Source organism: Kitasatospora sp. NPDC004745, assembly GCF_042873275.1.
Taxonomy (GTDB): domain Bacteria; phylum Actinomycetota; class Actinomycetes; order Streptomycetales; family Streptomycetaceae; genus Kitasatospora.
In genome coordinates this window covers 130,450-148,911 of record NZ_JBIALK010000013.1, presented here as the reverse complement: position 1 = coordinate 148,911, position 18,462 = coordinate 130,450, and the positions used below count along the sequence as shown (strand labels likewise).

General features: G+C 75.3%; 19 protein-coding genes. 11 read left to right on the top strand and 8 right to left on the bottom strand.

What is annotated here, in order from left to right; translation table 11 throughout:
- Positions 1 to 46: 46 nt before the first annotated feature.
- On the bottom strand, positions 47 to 406 hold the full coding sequence (locus tag ACFYUY_RS21905) for a hypothetical protein (RefSeq protein ID WP_360210602.1): 360 nt from the start codon (positions 404 to 406) through the stop codon (positions 47 to 49).
- A gap of 669 nt (positions 407 to 1,075) precedes the next feature.
- Here ACFYUY_RS21905 and ACFYUY_RS21900 point away from each other — a divergent pair.
- The 3 genes from ACFYUY_RS21900 (at position 1,076) to ACFYUY_RS21890 (ending at position 2,632) form a co-directional block, all read left to right on the top strand.
- Complete coding sequence (locus ACFYUY_RS21900; RefSeq protein WP_387902634.1) at positions 1,076 to 1,426, top strand: hypothetical protein; 351 nt, start codon at positions 1,076 to 1,078, stop codon at positions 1,424 to 1,426.
- The gene (locus ACFYUY_RS21895; protein ID WP_360210598.1) at positions 1,423 to 1,689 is read left to right on the top strand and encodes a hypothetical protein; all 267 of its coding nucleotides are present in this window, start codon (positions 1,423 to 1,425) and stop codon (positions 1,687 to 1,689) included. The genes ACFYUY_RS21900 and ACFYUY_RS21895 overlap by 4 nt, the downstream gene beginning before the upstream one ends.
- Before the next feature lie 223 nt (positions 1,690 to 1,912).
- Complete coding sequence (locus ACFYUY_RS21890) at positions 1,913 to 2,632, top strand: hypothetical protein (protein WP_360210596.1); 720 nt, start codon at positions 1,913 to 1,915, stop codon at positions 2,630 to 2,632.
- Between the two features lie 37 nt (positions 2,633 to 2,669).
- Here ACFYUY_RS21890 and ACFYUY_RS21885 read toward each other — a convergent pair whose 3' ends face one another.
- Entirely contained in the window at positions 2,670 to 3,323 is a 654-nt protein-coding gene (locus tag ACFYUY_RS21885; RefSeq protein ID WP_387902629.1) for a hypothetical protein, read from the bottom strand.
- Positions 3,324 to 3,543: 220 nt separating this feature from the next.
- Here ACFYUY_RS21885 and ACFYUY_RS21880 point away from each other — a divergent pair, with 220 nt between their 5' ends.
- The 4 genes from ACFYUY_RS21880 (at position 3,544) to ACFYUY_RS21865 (ending at position 8,438) form a co-directional block, all read left to right on the top strand.
- Positions 3,544 to 5,103, top strand: coding sequence for an alpha/beta fold hydrolase (locus tag ACFYUY_RS21880; RefSeq protein ID WP_387902627.1), 1,560 nt, complete (start codon positions 3,544 to 3,546; stop codon positions 5,101 to 5,103).
- Between the two features lie 94 nt (positions 5,104 to 5,197).
- The gene (locus ACFYUY_RS21875; RefSeq protein WP_360210590.1) at positions 5,198 to 5,902 is read left to right on the top strand and encodes a response regulator transcription factor; all 705 of its coding nucleotides are present in this window, start codon (positions 5,198 to 5,200) and stop codon (positions 5,900 to 5,902) included.
- Positions 5,902 to 7,248 (top strand): ATP-binding protein, encoded by a 1,347-nt coding sequence (locus tag ACFYUY_RS21870; protein WP_387902624.1) that lies wholly within the window; start codon positions 5,902 to 5,904, stop codon positions 7,246 to 7,248. Before ACFYUY_RS21875 ends, ACFYUY_RS21870 begins: the two co-directional genes overlap by 1 nt.
- Positions 7,249 to 7,460: 212 nt before the next feature.
- The gene (locus tag ACFYUY_RS21865; RefSeq protein ID WP_360210586.1) at positions 7,461 to 8,438 is read left to right on the top strand and encodes a hypothetical protein; all 978 of its coding nucleotides are present in this window, start codon (positions 7,461 to 7,463) and stop codon (positions 8,436 to 8,438) included.
- A gap of 7 nt (positions 8,439 to 8,445) precedes the next feature.
- Here the strand turns inward: ACFYUY_RS21865 and ACFYUY_RS21860 are convergent, their stop codons facing one another.
- From ACFYUY_RS21860 to ACFYUY_RS21850, 3 genes are read right to left on the bottom strand one after another with little or no spacing between them, the layout of a single operon-like run.
- Positions 8,446 to 9,465, bottom strand: a complete 1,020-nt coding sequence (locus tag ACFYUY_RS21860) for a TolB-like translocation protein (protein ID WP_360210584.1) — start codon at positions 9,463 to 9,465, stop codon at positions 8,446 to 8,448.
- Positions 9,462 to 10,844 carry an MFS transporter gene (locus ACFYUY_RS21855; RefSeq protein ID WP_387902620.1) on the bottom strand — a complete coding sequence of 461 codons (1,383 nt, stop codon included), beginning with the start codon at positions 10,842 to 10,844 and terminating at the stop codon, positions 9,462 to 9,464. Before ACFYUY_RS21855 ends, ACFYUY_RS21860 begins: the two co-directional genes overlap by 4 nt.
- A 2-nt stretch (positions 10,845 to 10,846) precedes the next feature.
- Complete coding sequence (locus tag ACFYUY_RS21850) at positions 10,847 to 11,764, bottom strand: alkaline phosphatase family protein (protein WP_360210580.1); 918 nt, start codon at positions 11,762 to 11,764, stop codon at positions 10,847 to 10,849.
- 551 nt (positions 11,765 to 12,315) lie between these two features.
- Between ACFYUY_RS21850 and ACFYUY_RS21845 the strand changes: the two genes are divergently transcribed.
- From ACFYUY_RS21845 to ACFYUY_RS21835, 3 genes are all read left to right on the top strand, one after another.
- Positions 12,316 to 13,092, top strand: a complete 777-nt coding sequence (locus tag ACFYUY_RS21845; protein WP_387902616.1) for a G1 family glutamic endopeptidase — start codon at positions 12,316 to 12,318, stop codon at positions 13,090 to 13,092.
- 31 nt (positions 13,093 to 13,123) lie between these two features.
- Positions 13,124 to 14,368, top strand: a complete 1,245-nt coding sequence (locus tag ACFYUY_RS21840; protein ID WP_387902613.1) for a S8 family serine peptidase — start codon at positions 13,124 to 13,126, stop codon at positions 14,366 to 14,368.
- A 198-nt stretch (positions 14,369 to 14,566) separates the two neighbouring features.
- Positions 14,567 to 14,890 carry a DUF1330 domain-containing protein gene (locus ACFYUY_RS21835; RefSeq protein WP_360210574.1) on the top strand — a complete coding sequence of 108 codons (324 nt, stop codon included), beginning with the start codon at positions 14,567 to 14,569 and terminating at the stop codon, positions 14,888 to 14,890.
- 91 nt (positions 14,891 to 14,981) lie between these two features.
- Here the strand turns inward: ACFYUY_RS21835 and ACFYUY_RS21830 are convergent, their stop codons facing one another.
- Both ACFYUY_RS21830 and ACFYUY_RS21825 read right to left on the bottom strand, forming a co-directional pair.
- Positions 14,982 to 15,929, bottom strand: coding sequence for an NAD-dependent epimerase/dehydratase family protein (locus ACFYUY_RS21830; RefSeq protein WP_360210572.1), 948 nt, complete (start codon positions 15,927 to 15,929; stop codon positions 14,982 to 14,984).
- A 78-nt stretch (positions 15,930 to 16,007) separates the two neighbouring features.
- Positions 16,008 to 16,583 carry a TetR/AcrR family transcriptional regulator gene (locus tag ACFYUY_RS21825; protein WP_387902786.1) on the bottom strand — a complete coding sequence of 192 codons (576 nt, stop codon included), beginning with the start codon at positions 16,581 to 16,583 and terminating at the stop codon, positions 16,008 to 16,010.
- 145 nt (positions 16,584 to 16,728) lie between these two features.
- Between ACFYUY_RS21825 and ACFYUY_RS21820 the strand changes: the two genes are divergently transcribed.
- Positions 16,729 to 17,988, top strand: coding sequence for an FAD-dependent oxidoreductase (locus ACFYUY_RS21820; RefSeq protein ID WP_387902610.1), 1,260 nt, complete (start codon positions 16,729 to 16,731; stop codon positions 17,986 to 17,988).
- A gap of 89 nt (positions 17,989 to 18,077) precedes the next feature.
- Here the strand turns inward: ACFYUY_RS21820 and ACFYUY_RS21815 are convergent, their stop codons facing one another.
- A complete protein-coding gene (locus ACFYUY_RS21815; RefSeq protein ID WP_360210630.1) occupies positions 18,078 to 18,428 on the bottom strand; it encodes a helix-turn-helix domain-containing protein in 351 nt (116 codons plus the stop codon).
- Between the last annotated feature and the right edge of the window lie 34 nt (positions 18,429 to 18,462).

The following is an 18,462-nucleotide window of genomic DNA, read 5'->3' as shown; positions in this document are numbered from 1 at the left end:
CGGGTCGGTGGCGGGTGCCGGATTCACGGACCGGTGGGGCCGGGGATCACGTCCAGTTCGGGTTGTCGATCTCCAGCGCGTAGGTGATCACGCCGCCGAGGTAGCCGGTGGACTGACCGGGCTTCAGCTTGATGACGCCGCTGGAGTTGTAGAAGGCGGCCCAGTTCCACTGGGTCGACTCGTAGATGACGTGGTCGATCTGGCCTATCCCGAACAGGCTGCTGGTGTTCTTGTAGCCGATGGAGCCCGCGGCACAGTAGTTGCCGTTGCCGCTGGTGGTGACCGTGAGCCCGTTCGTCGGGCAGCCCACCCCGCCGATGGCGTTCGCCGGTGCCGCCACGGCCACGCCGGCCAGGGCGAGGCCGGCGGTGGCGGTGAGGGTGAGGAGCTTCCTGCCGATCTGCATGGGGAATCCTTCGGTCGAGGTGTCCGGTGTCGAGCCGCCGGGGTGATCGCGGCCCATGAAGAGCGTCGCCGCCGGGGCGCAACGGCGACGCGAGCCCCTCGACCGGGGATCGAGCAGCCACGAAACCACCCCGAAGTTGCACGGAACACGACATGTTCGCCCACCGCCGGCCATCGACCCGCCGGGGAGAGCGACGATCGCCTTGCGCTTCACCGTGTAGGCCCCGGCCCCGCCCGGGCACCGCCAGTACCGGTGCCGCGCTCCGTGCCTGGGGAGGTCGACCGGATTCATGCGGCCGTCCAGGCCGGCACCGCCCCCGGCACCTCCGCGTCCGCGGTCCTGCGCCGGCTCGGTGCCCTGTGAGCGACCACGCGGCTGCGGCGAGACGGTGAAGGCACGGACGGCGGCGGAGCGGCCGCGGGCAACAGCTTGCCGTCAGCGGTCGACGCCTTGGCGCAAACGAACCGGACTCGCACCTGAAGCGCACCAAGGCTGTGGCAGGCGGACCACCCAGTCTGGACGGTGCAGACACCTGGGAGGACGTGGACGTGATGATTTCCTGCCGCGACGGGCCACCTCCGTGTACCCGCTGGCAGACCGGCCGTGGTGCGGGCGCCCACCATGGGGTTGTTGCCGGGTAGTCTCGCTCCGGAGGAGAGGAGTGCCGCAATGAGTCAGCCGGTGCACGATGGAGTCGAGCTGATCCCCCGACCCGAGCAGAGTCCGGCCGCGCTCAAGGCCGCGCTGGCCGTCGTCGCTCCGGACCGGCTCCCGGAAATGATCGACGGGCAGACGAGAGCGATGGCCGAGGCCATCGAGGCCGGGAGCGTCCAGCCGATCCGCTCGTTCGTCACACACTGGGCCGCCGTGGTGGAGATCGAGCGGTACCCGGCCACCGCTCAGGCCTACCACCGGGCGAACTACCTGGCCAACCACGCCGGCACCGTCCACGAGTGTCGCGAGCATGCCACCACCGTCGCCGAGGTCTACCGCGCGGCCTACGCGGCGGTGACCGCATGACCTGGAGCTGGGAGTACCTCCCCAGCGAGCAGCACGTCACCGCTGGCGCTCCCGCTGAATTCCTTGCCGCCGTCGAGCAACGGGCTGCCGAACTCGTCCGCGCCGCTGCAGCGTTCTACCTGGACGGCACCACCTACCAAGGCAGCGGCGAGCCGATGCGCTACCTCGACGTCGCAGGCGGTCTCGTCGCCCACTACGTCGTCCCCCGCCTCGAACTCGTCGTGATCTGCCAGGTCACGCCGCCACCGACCCCCTGTTCGTAGCCTGGGCTCGCGCGTGGGCCGGTCCGCCCGTGTGGGGTGGATGGCGAGCGCCCGGCGGACGGACCGTCCGCCGGGCGCTCGCCATCATCATTCGCGAACAGAGGTGCTGATCACTTCCGCCGGCCGTCACGTCGTGTGCCGGGCCGGGTGGGTGGGGCAAGTGTCGGAGGCGGGGCCTACGTTGGGCTCCAACGTGCCCGCCGTCGCAGCTCCGGAGAGTCCGATGAACCCGCCGACCCCGCCCTCGAACCCGCTGCCGACCCCTGCCGCCGAGCACGGTGCCGCGCTGACCGAACGCGTCGTCGCCGCCGTCCGGGCCGATCCGCAGCGCGCCGTCCTGGACTACGACCGGTTCGCCGGTGCCTGGGTGGAGGGGGAGGCGCAGCCGTTGGCCGCCGGGGTGCTGGAGGCGGCGGTGTTCCCGAGCGGGCGGCCGCTGCCGCCGAGCCTGCGCCGGTGGCTGGCGTTCGACACCGGGCTGCTGCGGCGCTTCGGGTGGTTCGAGGAGCAGGACGAGGACGGGGACGGTGCGCCGGTCTTCGCGCCGCGTCCGCTCGGCGAGTTGGCCGTCGAGGAGTTCGGCGAGGGCTGGGGCGCGTTCTTCGCGGCGCTCTCGGAGCGCTTCGACGAGTGCTTCCTGCTGCCCGGCGGCTCCGACTCGCGCCGGGTGCTGGCCACCGGCACGCCCGACGCGCACGGCGAGTACCCGGTGTTCGTGCTCGACGTGGACGACCTGCCCTGCATCGAGCTGATGTACCCGGGCCTGGACGTCTACCTCGCCGACACCGCGGGCCTGTTGGCGCGCGGGGCCGACGGCGAGGGCTACTCCGCACTGGCCGCCGACCCGGTGTACGGCGGGCGGATGCGCGAGCACGCGCGGCACTACCTCGACGGGGAGCTGTCCGAGGAGTGCCTGGACTGGCCGGCCGACCTCACGTTCTGAGCCGGGCCGACGCGTTCGGGCCGGCCCGTGGCCCGGCTCAGCCGGTCGGCTGCACCGGCGGGATCGTGATCACCGGGCCGCCGAGCGCGTGGCACTGCCCGTCCCAGGTCATGATCTGCAGCGGCGGGCAGTGCGCGGCGGTCGCGGGGACGGGCAGCACCGGGAGGGTGGGCATCGGCGGGCGCGGCGGCACGGTCCAGTCGGGGGACGGCTTCGCGGCCGGCGGCGCGGGCGGGGCCGGTGCTTCGGCGGCGGGCTGCGTGGCGGCCGGGGCCTTGGGCCTGGCCGGGGCCGGCGGCGTCGTGGCCTGGGCCGGCTTGGCGGCGGGGGCCTTGGGCCGGGCGGCGGACGGCTGCGCGGCGGGCTGCGCCCCGGCATCGGCGGTGGCGTCGGCGGTGGCGTCCGTGCCGGCTTCCGCGGTGACGGTGGGGGAGGAGGCCTGATCGGCCGGCGACGCAGGCGCACCGGACGCGGTCGCCTCGCCGGACGCGGATATCGAGGCGCTGGGCGATGCGCCCGAGGTGACGCTCGCCGAGGCCGCCGGGCTCGGGCCGCCCGCCGGACCGGCCGCCGCGCCCCCGCCCGCACCGGCCAGCAGCAGCGCGCCGACGCCGGCCGCGCCCACCGCACACGCCCCCGCGACGACGGCGAAGGTCCGTCTGCGACCGGGGGATTCCGTCGTGCCCTGCATGTTCCGTCCCGCCCCTGCTGATCATCCGTCTGAGCTGCGCGGATGCTAGCAGAGAGCCGCCCGTCGAGCCCCGCTCCGGGTGGCGCCGATCTTCTTACACGCCTTTGCCGTCGCTCTGCCGAACGGCTGACCCGCGCCGTGCAGTGTCGTCCCCGCACCGAACAGCACGACACCGACCGCACCGGCGGCACCGACCGCAGGACATCCGGAAGGCACACCGATGACGACGTACACCACGAAGACCGCGAAGGCCCCGAAGACCACGACCCGCACCGCCCTGGCCGCCGGCGCGCTCGCCGTCCTGGCCGCGGTGCTCCCGCCGGCCGGCGCGCCCACCGCGGCCGCGGCCCCGACGGGCGGCTCCGCCGAGCCCGCCTGGTGCCCCACCGCCCCCGGCCACCGCGTCGACTGCACCACCATGCGCCGCCCCTGGGTGGACGGCGAGCCGCGCCTGGGCACCGTCGACGTCGCCTACGCGGTGGTCCGCCACACCCGCCCCGGCCCGGCCAGGGGCACCATCGCCCTCAATCCGGGCGGCCCCGGCGAGACCGCCATCAGCCGCACCGAGCAGCTCGCCCAGGCCCTGGAGGGCGTCCTCGACGACCACGACCTGCTCCTGCTGGACCCGCGCGGCACCGGCTTCTCCGGGCGGGTGCCCTGCGGCGTCACCGACGCCGACTTCAAGTTCGCCCCGCGCGCCGGCCAGCACGAGGCCGTCGCCCGCTGCGCCGAGCAGCTGGGCCCGCGGGCCCGCGGCTACACCAGCGCCGCCACCGCCGATGACCTCGACGCCGCCCGCGCCCGCCTGGGCGCCCCCAAGCTGGTCCTGTACGGCCTGTCGTACGGCACCTACCTGATGCCGGTCTACGCCGACCGCCACCCGCAGCGCGTGGAGTCGATGGTGCTCTCCGGCGCCTACCCGCTCGCCTTCGACCCGCTGGCCCGCCCCGGCGCCCAGCAGATCTCGGTCACACTGCGCCGGATCTGCGAGCGCAGCGGCTCCTGCGACCCGGACACCGCCGTGCGCGACCTCGCCACCGTCGCCGCCCGGCTGCGCACCCGCCCGATCACCGTGGACGTCACCGCGGCCGGTGCCCGCCGCAGTCACACGTTCAGCGAGGACAAGCTCGCCGACCTGCTCTACGAGCCGGCCAGTCGCGGCATCGGCATCGACCCGGGCGCCCCGACCCTGCTCGGCGAGATGCCCGCGGCCCTGCACCGGGCCGCCGCCGGCGACGACGGGCCGCTCACCGCGCTGGTGCGGGCGGAGGCCGAGCACGCCACCGCCGAGGACCAGGCCTCCTACCTGGCCGTCACCTGCAACGACTACGTCCGCGCCTGGGACCACGACGCCCCGCTGCCGCAGCGCCGCCGCCAGTACCAGCGCGCCCTGGCCGCCGCGGACCCGGCCGACTTCGGCGCGTTCAGCGCCAAGGGCTACACCGAGGGCCAGACCGACGGCGCCGACTCCTGCCTGACCTGGCCGCGCCGGGGCACCGCCCAGCCCCAGGACGTCGACCTCGACCTGCCGGACGTCCCCGTGCTGGTCCTGTCCGGCGACCTCGACACCAACACCCCCGAGGCCAACTCCCGCCTGGCCGCGGCCCAGTTCCACCGCAGCACCTTCGTCTCCGTGCCCAACACCGGCCACGTCCCGGAGATGGACTCCACCGGCTGCGCGCTGGGCGTCTCCACGCACTTCATCCGCACCGGCGAGCCCGGCGACACCTCCTGCCTGGCCGCGGTGCCCCCGATCGCGGTCACCGCGACCACCCGCTGAGCCCCGGCCGGCCCACCGGACACCCAGCCGCCCCTCCCTCCCTCCCCCCCCCCCGCCCGGCACGACCACGCCCACCACCAGCGAAGATGACACCATGACAGATCACACCGCGGTCGGACGCACCGTCCTGGTCGTCGAGGACGACCCCGGCGTCCGCAACACCCTCGACCACCTCCTGCGCTTCGAGGGCTACCGGGTGCTCACCACCGCCGACGGGCAGGAGGCCCTCGAACTCCTGGAGCACCGGCGCCCCGACCTCGCGGTGGTGGACGTGGTCATGCCCCGCCTCGACGGCCTCGCCCTGTGCCGGATGCTGCGCCGGCGCGGCGACCGCCTGCCCGTCCTGGTCCTCACCGCCCGCCACCAGCTCGGCGACCGCGTCGCCGGACTCGACGCCGGCGCGGACGACTACCTCGCCAAGCCCTTCGCCACCGAGGAACTCCTCGCCCGCATCCGCGCCCTGCTGCGCCGCACCACCCCGCCCGGCGGGGAGGACCAGACCCTGCTGGCCCTCGACGACCTCACCCTGGACGCCGCCGCCCGCCGGGCCCACCGCGCAACGCGTCCGCTCGACCTCACCAAGACCGAGTTCGACCTGCTCGAACTGCTCCTGCGCAACCAGGGCACCGTGCTGACCCGCCACCAGATATACGAGCGCATCTGGGGCTTCGACTTCGACACCGACTCGCGCTCCCTGGACGTCTACATCGGCTACCTGCGCCGCAAGACCGAGGAGGGCGGCCGGCCCCGGCTGCTCCACACCGTCCGCAACGTCGGCTACACCGCGCGGTCCGCCTGATGCTGCGCACCAGGATCGGCCTCCTCGTGATCGCCGCGGTGCTGCTGGCGATCGCCGTGCCCGTCACCTCCGCCTACCGCGGCGTCAGCGACCTCGTCGCCGAACAGCTCGACCGCGGCCTCGACGACCGGGCCGACACCGTGATCGCGGCCCTGGACACCGACCGCCGCCCGGCCGCCCGGCCCGACACCGTCGAGCAGCTGCTCCTGCCCGACGGCACCGTCCAGCCGCTCGCCGCGCCCGCCGGGACGACCGAACCGCCCGCGCCCCCGCGCCCGGCCCTGCCGGTCTCGCCCCGGGCGCTGGAGGTGGCCCGCACCGGGCAGGGCGCCCACCAGGAGGACGCCACCGTCGCCGGCACCCCCTACGGCGTGCTCACCAAGGCCCGCCCGGGCGGCGGGGGAGCGGTGATGGTCGGCCAGACCTACGCCGGGGCCGAACAGGTCGACGACGCGTTCCTGTCGCGGATCGCCTGGACCAGCACCGCCGCCGCCATGGTGTCGGCGCTGCTCAGCTGGCTGGTCCTCGGCCGGATCCTGCGCCCGGTGCGGCGCCTGGCCCACGCCGCCGAGCACATCACCACCACCCGCGACCTGGCCGTCCCGCTGCCCGCCGCCGGACGCGACGAGGTCGGGCGCCTCACCCGCGCCTTCGAGGCGATGGTCGGCGCGCTGCGCCGCTCCCGCGAACAGCAGCAGCGCCTCGTCCAGGACGCCAGCCACGAGCTGCGCACCCCGCTGACCTCGGTGCGCGGCTGCGCCGAACTGCTGCAGCGCGCCCGCGGACGGCTCGACCCGAAGGACGAGGAGCAGATCCTGGCGACGCTGGTCACCGAGACCGTCGCCCTGGACGAACTCGTCCGCGAACTCGTCGAACTGGCCACCGACCGGCAGACCGGGGAGGACACGGAGGCGGTCGACCTGCCGGCCGCGGCGCAGGACAGCGCGGCCCGCTTCCGCCGCCGCACCGGACGGGAGATCACGGTGACCGCCGAGGGCCCGGTGCCGGTGCTGGCCCGGCCGCGCGCGGTGCTGCGCTGCGTGGACAACCTGGTCGGCAACGCGGTCAAGTTCAGCCCGGCCGGGACACCGGTGGAGATCCTCGTCACCGGCGGCCGGCTCGCGGTGCGCGACGGCGGGCCCGGCATCGCCCCCGCCGACCGGCAGGCCGTCTTCGAACGCTTCCACCGCGCGGCCGGCACCCAGTCGACGCCCGGCTCCGGGCTCGGCCTGGCCATCGTCCACGACCTCGTCACCGCCGACGGCGGCGAGGTCTTCGCCGCGCAGGCCCCGGGCGGCGGCGCCGAGGTCGGCTTCCGGCTGCCGCCCGCTCCGGGACAGATCTGACTCATCGTCATATTCTTTGTTCAGTAGTCCTGTTGATGACATCCGCAGGCCGCGCCCGACCCCGGGAGCGGTCTGCGGTTCGGTGGGGACGGCGCGGCCTGACGGCCCGGCCGACCTGCGCGGGGGCTGGGCGACCGCCCGCGCGGCGGGTAGATTCCACGCCGTCGGGACGACCGCCGCCCCGGTGCGGTCCCTGTGAGAGCGAGTGCAGCGTGACGAGTTCACCACCCCACCAGGCCTCCGCCGCCCGCAGCGCCGACCTCGCCCAGGCGCTGCGCTCGGGCCCGTTCGACCTCGCCCTGCGCACGGCCATCCGCGACAGCGGGCTGAGCCTGGAGGGCATCCAGCGCCGGCTCACCCGCCGCGGCCTGCAGGTCAGCGTCTCCAGCCTCAGCTACTGGCAGCGCGGCCGCAGCAGACCCGAGCGGCCCGACTCGCTGGCGGCGGTGCGCGTCCTGGAGGACGTGCTGGGGCTGCACCGCGACGAACTCGTCGTGCTGCTCGGCCCGCGCCGCCCGCGCGGGCGCTGGGTCGACCACATCCCCGGCTCGCTCGACTACGCCAGGACCTTCGGCGACCAGGCCGTCGAAGGCGTCCTGGCCGGACTCGACCCGCGCACCAACGCCCGGGTGGAGAGCCTGCACACCCGGGTCGACGTGCACATCGGCGCCCACCGCGAGGAGCGGCGCGTCGACGTGCTCCAGGTCGTGCGCGCCCTGGCCACCGGAGCGGACCGGCTGATCCTGCTGACCCAGGCCAAGCCCGAGATGTCCGCCGGCGCCGATCTCGGCCTGTCCGGACTGGTCGCCTGCCGGCTCGGCCGGCGCCGCATCGACCGCGAACTCGGCGTCGCCGCAGCAGAATTGCTGTTCGACCTGCCGTTGCAGCCAGGGCAGACGACGGTCGTCGAGTACAGCTACGCCTATCCGTCGACCGAGGTCGCCACCCACTACCAGCGGATGGTGCGCTTCCCCGGCCGCGGACTGGTGCTGCGGGCCTGCTTCGACCCCGCCGCGCTCCCGGCGGGCTGCACCGCGGCCTGGCGCCCGCACCACGACGCGCCGCCGCAGGCCGTCGAGGAGGTCCCGGTCTCGCCGGCCGGCCACGCCTGCGCCGCCTTCCCGGACGTCAGCCCCGGGATCTACGGACTGACCTGGGAGTGGAACGACCAACCCGGGGAAGCGATCTGACGAAGCGTCAGCGCACCACGGCGGCCGCCAGCGCGGCCCGCACCAGCAGCGCGGGCGCACCGGAGCCGTCGGCCGGCACGCTCCACAGGTCGGTGCCGTCGTCCCCGGGCAGCGCGTACGCCAGCGTGCCGTCGTCCAGCCACAGCGCCTGGTCGTCGACGTCGCGCTGTTCCGCGGTCGCGCTCTCCGCCATGGTCCGCAGGTCCAGCACGTACAGCCGCCAGGGCGCGTCCTCCGGCAGCCCCGGCACCCGCTTCTTGTACGCGACCCGCGTCCCGTCGGGGGACAGCGACGGGCACTCCACGTCGCCGTGCAGCGTGGTCAGGGTGCGCCCGGCCACCCCGCCCGCGGCGAGGTAGGTGCGGCCCCCGGTGGCCACGGTGGCGTAGAACCGGTCGTCGTCGGCGAAGGTCACGCCCCACACGTTGACGTCGGGGGCACGGTACGGCGCGCCGTCGACGGTGAGCGCGTCGTCCTCCAGGTTCTCCTGCAGCGTCCACGTCCGGGTGTCCAGCACCGAGGTGCGGGTGGAGAAGGAGGTGCCCGCATAGGAGTCACCGCTCAGGAACACCGTCCAGGCCACCAGGCGCCCCGAGGGCGAGACCCGGGCCCGGGTCGGGATCCCGGCCAGGTCGTAGTGCCGCACCTCGTGCAGCGCCGCGTCCAGCACGACGGCGCGGTACCCGTCCTGGACCAGCCCCGGCACCGCCTGCAGGCAGATCCCGGTACCGGCCGCCGCGTGGAAGCGCAGACAGGACGGCCCGTCGGCCACGGTGCGCACGGCGTCCGGGCGCGCCAGCGGGACGGCGGCCAGCCGGTCGCGCTGCGCACCCCAGGTCATGGTGCGGAACACCAGACGCGGACCGCCCGCCCCGGCGCCGAGCGACACCGGCCCGGACACCGCCGGCACCCCGGACGTCCGCCCGCCCCGGGCCCGCTCCGCGGCGTGCAGCACGGCCAGGGTGCCGGCCCCCGCCAGCAACGCCACCGCGACCAGCAGGACCAACAGCCTGCGCCCGGCGCTCACACCCGCCCCCGCCCGTCGGCCGGAGCACCGTCACACCCGTCGGCCGGGGCACCGTCGCCCGCCGGCTCCGCGCCACCGCCCGGACCCAGCACCCGCGCCGCGAGCACCACCGCCCCGACCAGCGCACCCGCCACCACCGCCAGTGCCGCACCGTCGCCCCAGCGCGCCCACAGCACACCCACCGCCAGCGAGCAGCCGAACCGCCCCGCCGCCTGGCCCGTACCGACCAGCGCCAGACCGGCCCCCCGCTGCGCCGCGTGCACCGCCGAGGCCGTCGCGGCCGCGAGCATCCCGTCGGTGGCCGCGTAGAACAGGCCGTGCAGGGCGAGCACCGCGCAGGCGGGTGCCGCCCCGCCGGCCGGGCGCAGCAGCAGGACGGCGTACCCGCCGAGCAGTGCCAGGTGCCCGAGCACGAAGACCCGTCGCCGGCCGAACCGGTCGCCGGCCGCGCCCAGCGGCACCGCCAGCAGCAGGTAGACCGCGGCCGTGCCGAGCGGCAGCAGCGGGAACCAGCCGGTGGGCAGGTCCAGGCGGCGCTGCGCCAGCAGGTAGACGAAGGAGTCGCTGAGGGTGGCGAGCCCGAGCAGCGCGGCGCACAGGGTGACCCGGCGCAGGCCGGGCAGGCGCAGCAGTCCGGCGACGGGCCGGCCGGCGGGCAGCACGGCGGTGAGGGGCGCCGTGCCGGCCGGGTGGCGGGGCACGAACAGGACGAGGACGAGCACGCCCAGGGCCGCCACGCAGGCGCTGACGGTGAACACGGCGTGGTAGCCCCCGGGCGCGGCCCGCAGGACGAGGAAGGCGAGCAGCGGCCCGGCCAGGGCGCCGGCGGTGTCCATCGCCCGGTGCACGCCGAAGGCGCGGGCGCGTCGCTCGGGCGGGGTGGCCAGTGAGATCAGTGCGTCGCGCGGTGCGGTGCGCAGCCCCTTGCCGACCCGGTCGACGGCCAGGACCAGGCCGAGCACGGGGGTGGTGCGGGCCAGCAGCAGCGCCGGTTTGCACAGTGCCGACAGGCCGTACCCGGCGGCCGCGACGGCCTTGTGCCGCCCCCATCCCTGGGCCCCCGTTCCGTCCGGTCCTGCTCCGTGCGGCCCCGCTCCGTGCGGCGGGCGGTCGGCGAGCAGCCCGCCGAGCAGGCGGACGACGACGGTCGCGCCGTTGTAGACGCCGTCCAGCACGCCGAACCCGAGCGGGGACACGTGCAGGGCGGTGACCAGGTAGAGCGGCAGGACGGCGGTGACCATCTCGGAGGAGACGTCCGTGACGAGGCTGACCGTGCCGAGGGCCAGCACGGTGGCGGCGATCCGGGCGGGCCGCCCCGGCCGCGGGGCCGGGGCGGCGTCGTCGGACGCCGGGGCGTGGCGGCTGTCCGCGAGGTACACGGTCAGTTCCAGATGCCGGTGATGTCGTGGGCGGAGGAGGACTTGCCGGCGTGCGCGCCGGTGCCGGCCAGGTCCTCCAGGGTGTGCAGCAGGTCGTAGTGGTTGTAGGAGGTGCTGCTGGTGGCGCCCGCCTTGGCGGGCTGTCCGTAGATCAGGGTGGGGATGTGGTTGCCGCTGTTGCGGTCGTCCTCGTCGTAGGTGACGACCAGCAGGCTGTTGTGGGTCTTCGCCCAGGAGGCGTAGCCGCCGAGCTTGTCCTTCAACCAGGTGTCGCCGGTGCCCACCGAGCAGTTGTGCATGTCGCTGCAGAGGTTCGGGATGACGAAGGAGACCGTGGGCAGCTTGCCGTAGTCGGTGGGGAACTGCGCGAAGGTGTGCGCGGTGGAGGTGGGGACGTTGCCGAAGCCCACCCAGGGGGCGTGCTTGCGGGCGTAGTCGCCGCTGCTGCAGGTGGTGGAGCCCTGGCTGGGCAGCGACTCGCTGTAGCTGCCCCAGCTCTTGCCGGCCGCGCTCAGCTCGCCGGCCAGGTTCGCGGCCTTGCTGAAGCCGGGGGAGTAGCAGGAGTCGTCGGTGATGCCCTGGGTGCTGCCGGAGAACACCGCGAAGTAGTTCGGCTGGCTGGGGTGGGTGATGCCGTAGGAGGCCTTGAGCAGGGCGCCGCCGGTGGCCAGGGAGTTCAGGAAGGGCGCGCTGGAGCTGCCGATGATCTGCCCGTAGGCGTGGTTCTCCAGCATCACCACCACGACGTGGTCGGGGGAGGGGAGGGCGGTGGCCGAGGCGGCGGTGCCGGCGGTCAGGGCGGTGGCGCCGGTCGCGCCGGCCAGGGCGGCGGCCAGGACCAGCGCGGTGCGGGAACGGGCGCCGGGTGAACCGGCGGTGCGGGAACTGACGGTGCGGGAGCGGGCGGTGGCGAAGGGCATGCCTGTCTCCAGGATGGGGTCGAGAGCGGGGTGGGGGTGGGCGGCCGGACGGGGCGGGGGTGGTGAGCCGCTGATGGTGGTCGACGGTCCCGCGGCCCCGACGGTGCGTCAAGATCGCCGGGGGGCCGGGGTGGAGAGCTGTCAACGGCGGCCCAACTGTGTGGACGTCCCGGGCCCGTGACCCCGGGGCGGGGGCCGGTTCGCGGGCGGTGGCCGGCGGCCAAAACTGTGGATTCCTCAGCTGGGTCCGGCCGGGTGGCGTGCCGCGGCGGGCGTCGACTGGCGAATCCACAGAATTGCCCGCCGGCCCGGCCGGGGGCGGTGCGTCGCCGCAGCTTCGCGGGTCCGGACCCGCTCCGGCGTCAACTGTCAAGAAGCCTGAGCGGGAAGGCCGTTGACCACCTCACCGGCACCGGAGAACACTCTCGTCCCGCACCGCCCCCGCCCCTCGGGGCCCGTCGGGCGGCTGCCTTCCCCGGACCCCCGCCGGTCCGGCCCGGCCGGGCGCCGGGCCGGCGGGACCATCCCACTCCCCCCGTCAGGAGCCCTTCGTGCCTCCACACCCGTTCACGCCCTCCGCCGCCCGCTCCCGCCTGCGCTCCTTCGCCGGCGGTGGTGCCGCCCTGCTGCTGTGCGCGCTGCCGACCGCCACCACCCCCGCCCTCGCCTCCTTCTCCGGGGTCTCCACGGCGGCCCCGCGCGCTGCCGCCGGCCTCACCTCCGGGAACTGGTCCGGCTACGCGGCCACCGGTTCGACGTACCAGTCCGTCTCCGCCACCTGGACCCAGCCGAGGATCACCTGCTCCGTGGCCGGCGCGGTCTCGATCTGGGTCGGCCTCGACGGGCAGGGCACCAGGACCGTCGAGCAGACCGGCACCCAGGCCGAGTGCGCCACCGTCAACGGCACGCCCCGCTACTTCGCCTGGTGGGAGAACTACCCGGACCCGGAGTCCCCCTACCGCGACGCCGTGCGCCCCGGCGACACCATGACCGCCTCCGTCGTCTACGACCACGGCCACGACACCTACACCGCGAAACTCACCGACGAGACCCTCGGCTGGACGGAGACCAAGTCCTTCGCCCGCTACGGCGGGGCCACCAACGGCAGCGCCGAGGTGATCGCCGAGGCCCCCAACCGCAACGGCTCCCGCACCCCGCTCGCCGACTTCGGCAGCGTCACCTTCACCCGCGCCGCCATCGACGGACGCACCCTCGCCGCCGCCTCCGCCACCACCGTGACGATGGCCCGCAACGGCGTCACGGAGGCCACCGCCGGCCCGCTCGCCAGCGGCGGCGACTCCTTCACCGACACCTGGAAGCACTCCTGACGACCGCCGACACCCCTGCAAGGAGCCGTTCATGACGATACGTCAGATCCTCGCCCGACCCGTTCCGTCCGCCGTCACCCTCACGCTGGCCGCCGCCCTGGCCGCCGCCACCCTCGCCCCGGCCGCCCACGCCGGGGCCGCGGCCACCGCCCGCCAGCGGCCCTGGCACCAGCTGTGCGCGGCCCCCACCGAGACCACGGCCGGCTGCGACGTCCTGGAGGTCGACACCCCCGCCGGGGCCGCCCCCCGCCTCGGCACCCAGGCCGCCGCCCCCGCCGGCTACGGCCCCGCCGACCTCCGGTCCGCCTACCACCTGCCCGCCGACGGCGGCACCGGCCAGACCATCGCCGTCATCGACGCCTACGACGACCCCAAGGCCGAGAGCGACCTCGCCGTCTACCGCAAGCAGTACGGCCTGCCCGCCTGCACCACCGACAACGGCTGCTTCCGCAAGGTCGCCCAGAACGGCCAGGCGAGCCCGCTGCCCTCCCCGGCCAGTGCCAACCAGGGCGCCGAGGACTCCCTGGACCTCGACCTGGTGTCCGCCGTCGCCCCCAACGCGAAGATCGTCTTCGTCGAGGCCGCCAGCGCGAAGATCTCCGACATCGGTGCGGCCGTCAACCAGGCCGTCAGGCTCGGCGCGAGGTTCGTCTCCAACAGCTACATCTTCAAGGAGTCCGCCGACGACTCCACGTACGACAAGAACTACTACGACCACCCCGGCGTCGCCATGGTCGCCGGCAGCGGCGACTGGGACTACTCCTGGGGCGTCGGCTACCCCTCCAGCTCCCCCTACGCCACCTCCGTCGGCGGCACCTCCCTGGTGAGGGCGGACAACGCCCGCGGCTGGAACGAGAGCGTCTGGAACACCAAGGCCGGCGAGGGCACCGGCTCCGGCTGCTCCGGCTACGAGCCCAAACCGGCCTGGCAGAAGGACACCGGCTGCACCCGGCGGATGGCCACCGACGTCTCCGCCTCCGCCGACCCCGGCCACGGCGCGGCCGTCTACGACAGCTACCAGAAGAGCGGCTGGAACACCTACGGCGGCACCAGCGCCGCCACCCCGATCATCGCCGGCGTCTACGCCGACGCCGGCACCCCCAGCACCGGCTCCAACCCCGCCTCCTTCCCCTACGCCCACCCCGGCGCCCTCAACGACGTCACCACCGGCAACAACGGCACCTGCAGCCCCGCCTACTTCTGCACCGCCGGCAAGGGCTACGACGGGCCCACCGGCCTCGGCACCCCCGCCGGCACCGACGCCTTCCGCGGCTGAACCCGCCCGACGGCGCCCGCGGCGCCCCCGGTCCGCACACCCGCGGACCGGGGGCACCGCCACGCGCCCGGGCCGGGGGTGCACGGACCGGAACCGCGGCCACGCACCCCCCTGCCGATACGCGACGGATTCGCCCCCGCCGCGGTGCCCACTACCGTCGGGGACGTCAACCACCGCACCCCACCAGGGAGAACAACGATGACCGCCTACGCGATCGCCCAGGTCCACTCGGTCGAGTTCGGCCCCGACATCGTCGAGTACCTGCAGCGCATCGACGCCACCCTGGACCCCTTCGGCGGCCGTTTCCTCATCCACGGCGACCGCTTCGAGGCCGTCGAGGGCAGCTGGGGGCGCCACCTCATCCTCATCGAGTTCCCCGACCACGACCGCCTGCGCGCCTGGTACGACTCGCCCGCCTACCGGGAGATCCTGCCGCTGCGCACCCGGCACATGGTCGCCGACGTCGTCCTCGCCCACGGCGTGCCCGACGGCTACCGCGGTGCCGACGCGCTCAAGCACTGAGCCGCCGGTCCCCGCCGCCCGGCCCCGGCCGTGCCGCCGCGCCCGCCGCCGTGCCGCCGGGCGTGCCCGCGCCCGCCGCCCCGCCGCTTGCTCAGCGCCCCGCGGTCCGCTCGCGCCACCAGTGCACCGTGGCCGCGACCTGCTCCTCCAGCGGAGTGGCGCGCACGGTGAAGGCGGCCTCGTAGGCGGAGGTGTCCAGGACGAACGGGCGGTCGAACTGGTAGCGGACCTCGCGCAGTTCACGCAGCAGCGGGGAGAACAGGCCCGCCACGCCCAGCAGCGCGGGGGAGAAGCGGCGCACCGCGACCGGGCCGGTGCCGGCCTGCGCGGCGAGGCGCTCCACCATCGTGCGCACCGGCAGGGCGGGGGCCGTCGGCACGTGCCAGGCCCGCCCCCAGGCCCGTTCCTCGCCGGCGATCTCGGCCATCGCCCGTGCCACGTCCGGCAGGTAGGTCCAGCTGTGCGGGGCGTCCGGGTCGCCGAGGACGGCGATCGAGCGGCCCTTGAGCAGGCCGGGCACCACCCGGGAGGCCAGGTGGCCGCCGTCGGTGACGCCGGGGCCGAAGAAGTCCGAGGCCCGCACCTCCACCGCCCGGATCCGCCCGGCCTCGTGCAGTGCCCGCGCCCGTTCCCATCCCGCCGCCCGCGCCCGCCCCTTGGGGCCGGTCGCCGCCAGGGGCAGGTCCTCGGTCATCGGGCCCGCCGCCGGCCCGTAGCCGTACAGGTTGCCGAGCAGGACGAGCACCGCCCCGGAGGACTCGGCGGCCGCGCACAGCGAGTCCACCAGCGCCGGCCACCGCTCGGCCCACTGCGCCAGCGGCGGCGCCGCGCACCCGTGGATCGCCACCGCCCCGCCCGCGGCCCGGGCCAGCGCCGCGGGCTCGGCGGCGTCCAGCGCGACGTGCTCCACCCCGGGCACCGACGCCGTGCCCCGGCCCCCGCTGCGGGTCACCACCCGCACGGTGTTCCCCTGCTCGGCCAGCAGACGGGCGGTGGCGGCCCCGGCGGGCCCGTATCCGACAACCACATGAACGCTCACCCGCCCCACCCTAGGGTCTGGCCCGTGGCGCCCCGTCAGGTGCCCCGGGCCGGTGGGGTCGACGCAGGGCGGACCGGGTCAGCCGGGGCCGGTGCCCGTCCAGCCGTGGTCGAGCAGGTCGAAGACCCGGTCGAGGGCGGTGTCGGGGTCGTGGGACCCGCGGACGAGGGCGGGCGCCTCCAGGGCGAAGTGGGCCAGGGCCCGGCAGCCCGGGTCGTCGGCGGCCAGTCCGGCGTCCTCGGCGATCGCGGCGGCCAGGGCCTGCTCGTGCCGCAGCCACATCCGGCGGGCGTACTCGCGCAGCGCCGGGGTGGTGTCGATCAGGCGCAGGAAGTCGTCGAACCGCGGGTCGGTGTGGACCCGGCGGGAGTGCGCGCCCAGCAGCAGCCGGTGCAGGGCCCGCGGCACGGACTGCCCGGCGGGGCGCTCGCGGACCGCCGCGACCAGGGCCGCCTCGCGGTCCTCGTCCTGGTCGAAGACCAACGCCTCCTTGCCGTCGGGGAAGTGCTTGAAGAGCGTCGTCACCGAGACGTCGGCGGCGTCGGCGATCTCGCGCACCCCGACCTCCTCGTAGCCCCGCTCGGTGAACAGCCGCAGCGCCGCGTCGGCGAGGGCCTGGCGGGTGGCTGCCTTCTTGCGCTCTCGGCGCCCCATCTCGGTCACCCGCTCACCCTACCGCGTTCATGGATCGGGTAAGAAAGTTTAGCTGTTACGCTTTTTTAGCGGTTGCACCCACAAGGGTGCCGCCGCACCCGTTCGCGACCCGTTCGCGCTCCGCGCCACCCGAGGGAAGGCCCCGATGACGAACAGCACACCCCGGATCCACATCGTCGGCGGCGGGCCCGCCGGCCTGACCTGCGCCCGCGTCCTGCAGGGCCACGGCATCGACGTCACCGTCCACGACGCCGACGACGCCGTGGACTCCCGCGACGCCGGCGGCACGCTCGACCTGCACGCCGACTCCGGACAGATCGCCCTCGAGGACGCCGGCCTGCTCGACGCCTTCACCGCGCAGGCCCGCCCCGAGGGCCAGGCCAAGACCCGCCGCGACCACCACGGCACCGTCCTCGCCGAGTTCACCCCGGCCCCCGGCGACGAGGCCGCACCCGAGATCGACCGCGGCCGGCTGCGCCGCCTGCTCGCCGACCACCTGCGACCCGGCACCGTCCACTGGGGCCACCGCCTGCAGCGGGTGACCCCGCTCGGCCACGGCCGGCACCGCCTGGACTTCGCCGACGGCACCAGCGCGCAGGCCGACCTGCTGATCGGCGCCGACGGGGCCTGGTCGAAGGTGCGCCCCCTGGTCAGCGACGCCGTGCCGCAGCACCTGGGCGTCTGCTTCCTGGACGCCCGCTACGACGAGGTCGACTCCCGCCACCCCGGGATCGCCGCACTCGTCGGCGACGGCCACCTGTTCGCCAACGACGGCGACGGCCGCGCGGTGATCCTGCAGCGCAACGGCGACGGCGTGGTCCGCGGCTACCTCGCCTTCCGCGCCGCACCGGACTGGCACGTCGGCGCCGGCGTCGACCTCGCCGACCGGGAGAGCATCCGCTCCCACCTGACGCGGGAGTTCGGCCACTGGTCGGAGGCCCTGCGCACGCTGATCGTCCGCAACGACGGCGACTACGTGCCGCGCTCCTTCCAGGCCCTGCCCGCCCCGCTCACCTGGGAACACGTCCCCGGCGTCACCCTGATCGGCGACGCCGCCCACCTGATGGCGCCGTTCGGCGGCCACGGGGCCAACCTGGCGATGCTGGACGGCGCCGAACTCGCCCACGCCGTCAGCCGCGCACTGACCGGCCCCGACCCGGCCGCCGGCCTCGACGCGGCGACCGGCCTCGACGCGGAACTCGCCCGCTACGAGGCGGACATGTTCGCCCGCACCGCGGACCTGGCCGTGAGCTCGAACCAGGCCCTGCGGGACTTCTTCGCCACCACCGACACCCCGCACCTGCCGCCGGACCACGAGCAGGAGCACCGCGACTACCTCGCCCGGGCCCAGGCCTACCGGCAGGACCGCGCCCGGCGGACGGCCACGGAGCCCACCGGGGCCTGACCCCCGCCCGACGGACCGACGCGCGGTGCCGGGCACCCCGGCGCCGCGCCCGTCCGGGCGTGCACCCGGCAGAGCCCGCCGGACGGCGGCTAGCCGCCGTCGCCCAGCACGTGCCGCCGGCCCCAGGCGCCCAGCGGGGCCAGCGCCTCGTTGAGCCGCAGCCCGGCCGGCGTGAGCGCGTACTCGACCCGCGGCGGCACCTCGTCGTACGACTCGCGGTGCACGATGCCGTCCGCCTCCAGCTCGCGCAGGTGGGCGGCGAGCACCTTCTCGGTGATGCCCGGGACGTTGCGGCGCAGCTCGCCGAAGCGCAGGCACGGCCGTTCGGCGAGCGCCCAGAGGATCAGCACCTTCCACTTGCCGCCGATCACCTCCATCGCGGCATCGATCCCGCACACGTGCGCGCCGGGCCTCGCCCCGGTCGTCGTCCCCGCCGTCATCCCCGCCCACCCCGTCCATCGCCCGACCTGCTCG